This is a genomic window from Actinomadura sp. KC06 (genome assembly GCF_004348735.1).
In the GTDB taxonomy this organism is placed as follows: Bacteria; Actinomycetota; Actinomycetes; order Streptosporangiales; family Streptosporangiaceae; genus Spirillospora.
This window is the reverse complement of sequence record NZ_SMKT01000335.1, coordinates 1-3393: the sequence shown is the minus strand read 5'-3', so window position 1 is coordinate 3393 and position 3393 is coordinate 1. Positions and strand designations below refer to the sequence as shown.

The following is a 3393-nucleotide window of genomic DNA, read 5'->3' as shown; positions in this document are numbered from 1 at the left end:
GGGTGGTGCGGCTGCGGCTGTCGGGGGCGGGCGGGTATGCGGATCTGCGTGGCCCCAATACCTGCGAGGTGCTGGATCCGGGTGAGGTGAAGCTGCTGCGTGATCGGCTGGGGCCTGATCCGTTGCGGGCGGACGCGGATCCGGAGGTGGCGTGGCGGCGGATCGGGCGTTCGCGGACGCCGGTCGCGGTGCTGCTGATGGATCAGTCGGTGGTGGCGGGGCCGGGGAACATCTACCGGGCGGAGGTGCTGTTCCGGCAGGGTGTGGATCCGCGGTTGCCGGGGCGGCGGCTGGCGCGGGAGCAGTGGGCGGGGATCTGGGCGGATCTGGTGGCGTTGATGGCTGATGGTGTGCGTGCGGGGCGGATCGACACGGTGCGTCCGGAGCATATGCCGGAGGCGATGGGGCGGCCGCCGCGGGTGGACGGTCATGGCGGTGAGGTGTACGTGTACCGGCGTGCGGGGCAGCCGTGCCTGGTGTGCGGGACGGCGGTGGCGTTGGCGGAGCTGGCGGGGCGGAATCTGTTCTGGTGTCCGGGCTGCCAGCCGCCGGTCGGGTAGGGGTCCGGCCTTGGGGAACATCGGTACAGCGATTAACGCTAAGCCGGTGATCATGGCGTCCAGCACAGGTGGCATGCCTGGCGGCGAGGTTCGGAGGAAGATCCCTGAGCGGCTCCGGGCGCCGATAGCTTCATGCTCATGCCAATCGAGGACGCCTCGTGCGTGAAGCGGTACACCGAGCGCAAGCCGACGGCGTACGAGCACGCGTGGGAGATCCGGGACGCCTACAAGTACCGCGAGTACGAGGATGCAGAGTGGTCGCGCCGGTTCCTTACCTCCCTGCACGGGCGGGCGTGGACGCACGCCGAGGGGCCGGTGGCGCTGTTCAACCAGGCGGTGGGCTGGCTGCGCCGTCACCGGGTGCTGCTGCCCGGGGTGAGCGTGTTGGCCCGGCGGGTGTCGGAGGCCCGGAAGGTCGCCGAGAAGCGGCTGCACTCCACGGTCGCGGGTGCCGCCCGCCGTGCTGCCCCGGCGCTGCCGAGTCGGTCGGCTCGGAGTGATTCGGGGCCGTCACTGCCTGCTTCCCTACCGGCCGTCACCGGCCGTCGCCCGGCTTCACAGGAGGGCGCCGCCGGAGACCTCGATGCGCTGGGCGGTGACCCAGCGCAGTCCCTCGGAGGCCAGCGTAGCGATGGCGTCGCCGATCTCCTCAGGTTCGCCGACGCGGCCGAGCGCGGTCTGTCCGGCCAGAATCTGGCGCATTCCGGCGTCGTCCCGCATCGCTCCGCCGTTGAAGTCGGTGGCGGTCGGCCCCGGGGCGATGGAGTTGACCCGGATGCCGCGAGGTCCGAGTTCTGCGGCGAGGGTGCGGCTCAGAGCTTCGACGGCGGCCTTCGATGCGGAGTAGGCCGAGGTGGCGGGGCTGGTGTGGCGGGTCAGTGACGTCGAGACGTTGATGACCTGGCCGCCCTGGGCCAGCAGCGGCACGAGCGACTGGATGAGGAAGAACGTGCCCCGGACGTTGGTGCCCATCACCGTGTCGAAGTCGTCGATCGTGACAGTCTCCAGCGGCCCGAAGACTCCCACTCCCGCGTTGTTGACCAGGATGTCGAGCCGCGAAGTACCCCAGCGCTCCAGCTGCGCGCCCAGTTCGGAGGTGAAGGGCGCGAAGGAGGAGACGTCGCTGATGTCGAGCCGGAGAACAGCGGCAGTCCCACCCACGGCCTGCACCTGTTCCGCCGTCTTCTCAGCCCCGGCCGCATCGCCGCGGTGGGTGACCACGACCCGCACCCCGCGTGTGGCCAGGGCGATGGCCGCGCTGCGCCCGAGGCCGCGATTCGCACCGGTCACCAAAGCGATCTTGTCGATTGTCATGAACTTCCTCCACGGTGCGACAACCAGGATGCGCCCAGGTGCCACAGATCAGATGCGAGTCACTCGACTCGCCTTGCTGGTGCACCGTAGGCGAGGCCCCGAGGCGAGTCAAGTGACTCGCCTCGGGGCTGCGGCATACTCTCCGCATGGCAGCAGAACTCACCGCGCATCACCGCAGGCTCGCCCAGCAGAAGCGCGAGGCGATCACCTCCGCGGCCACAGAACTGTTCCTGGACCGTGGCTACGACGGCACCTCCCTCGCACGGATCGCCGAAGCGGCCGGGGTCTCGAAGTCCACCCTGTTCAAGCAGTTCCCCACCAAGGCGGCCCTCTTCGAGGCCATCGTCACCGAGTCCTGGCAGCGCCACGCCGGCGACACCGCCGCGCGGCCACAGGCGGGAGATCTGCGCTCCGGGCTGACAGCCATCGGCCATCGCTACGCCGACCTGATCGGCCAGCCCCGCATGACAGGGCTGTTCCGAATCGTCATCGCCGAACTGCCTCGTTTCCCCGAGCTGGGACGGATGCAGTTCCAGCTCGGCAAACTGCCCTACTTCGCCTCCGTCCAGCATTACCTGGAATCCGAGCATGAGGCGGGCAACGCCGATGTGCCCGACGCCGAGAGCGCCGCGAACCAGTTCCTCGGCATGATCGCCAACTACGTCCTGTGGCCCCGCATGCTGCTGACCGGCTGGAACCCCGCAGCCTCCGACATCCACAAAGCCGTCGAAGAGGCCGTCGAGACCATGCTCGCCAGATACACCCCCGACCGCCTGACCTGAAGCCGGAACTTCGACACTGACGCGCAATGCCAAAGACCGCGATGCAAGGGCGGGCGCCGCCCCGCCGTCTCGGCCGCAAAGACCGCCGACGTGCGCGCCGCGTACCTGGAAGGCCGGACCATCGCCTCCCTCGCCCGCGACCATGGCGTTAGCCGCGGCGCGATCCGTACTGCCGTCGCCGACCTCCTGCCCGACCACGCCGCCATCAACGAGGACTCCCCAGCGCCGGAGCTGCCGGTCACCCTCGACATGCCGGGCAAGGTCGCCGACTTCCTCCGCGCCTGCGAACTGGACCCCGCCGAGCAGGAGGCGCCCGACCAGGGGGTGACCGTACGGCGTGGCCAGGGCTACACCCTGCGCGTCAGCGCCGTCCCCGCCGTGCACCTCGGACTCCTCGCCCGCTGCCAGCCGTTCGACGGCGGCCAGGGCGCCCCGGCGGTCCCGGCACAGCGCAAGGCCCGCCGCGAGTACGAGAACCGCGTCAGCGCGCTCACACCGGCCGGACCATGATCACCGGCTTGGCGTTAACCGCTGTACCGATGTTCCCCGAGGCCGGGGTCAGGCGGGTTCGGCGGCGTCCTGGGTGTCGTCGGCGGTGCGTGTGGTGCGTGATGTGGGGACGGGTGTGTCGTCGTCGGTTTGCGGGGTGTGGTGCGGTGGCTGGGTGCGGGCGGCGCGGCGGGTGCGGAGGCGGGCGGCGAGGGGTTCGGTGCCGCGGGCGAGGACGGGTCCGGCGA

At 70.4% G+C, this 3393-nt stretch carries 4 protein-coding genes and 1 pseudogene; 4 read left to right on the top strand and 1 reads right to left on the bottom strand.

Annotated features, from left to right (window positions below):
• Together E1287_RS42605 and E1287_RS42600 are read left to right on the top strand one after the other, a co-directional pair.
• A partial coding sequence (locus E1287_RS42605; RefSeq protein WP_131971738.1) for a zinc finger domain-containing protein occupies window positions 1-560 on the top strand: 560 nt, incomplete at its 5' end.
• A gap of 132 nt (window positions 561-692) precedes the next feature.
• A pseudogene (locus E1287_RS42600) lies at window positions 693-956 on the top strand (DUF4158 domain-containing protein); the annotation flags it as partial.
• 159 nt (window positions 957-1115) lie between these two features.
• Here the strand turns inward: E1287_RS42600 and E1287_RS42595 are convergent.
• On the bottom strand, window positions 1116-1874 hold the full coding sequence (locus tag E1287_RS42595; RefSeq protein WP_131971736.1) for an SDR family oxidoreductase: 759 nt from the start codon (window positions 1872-1874) through the stop codon (window positions 1116-1118).
• A 146-nt stretch (window positions 1875-2020) separates the two neighbouring features.
• On the opposite strand from E1287_RS42595, the gene E1287_RS42590 reads away from it, so the two are divergent.
• Window positions 2021-2656, top strand: coding sequence for a TetR/AcrR family transcriptional regulator (locus E1287_RS42590; protein WP_131971734.1), 636 nt, complete (start codon window positions 2021-2023; stop codon window positions 2654-2656).
• 90 nt (window positions 2657-2746) lie between these two features.
• Window positions 2747-3166, top strand: a complete 420-nt coding sequence (locus tag E1287_RS42585; RefSeq protein ID WP_131971732.1) for a resolvase — start codon at window positions 2747-2749, stop codon at window positions 3164-3166.
• The last annotated feature ends 227 nt before the right edge of the window (window positions 3167-3393 follow it).

What these genes read in the sequence shown, in the direction of transcription:
- E1287_RS42595 (WP_131971736.1), bottom strand. Translation starts at nt 1,874, where the DNA reads ATGACAATCGACAAGATCGCTTTGGTGACCGGTGCGAATCGCGGCCTC.
- E1287_RS42590 (WP_131971734.1), top strand. Translation starts at nt 2,021, where the DNA reads ATGGCAGCAGAACTCACCGCGCATCACCGCAGGCTCGCCCAGCAGAAG.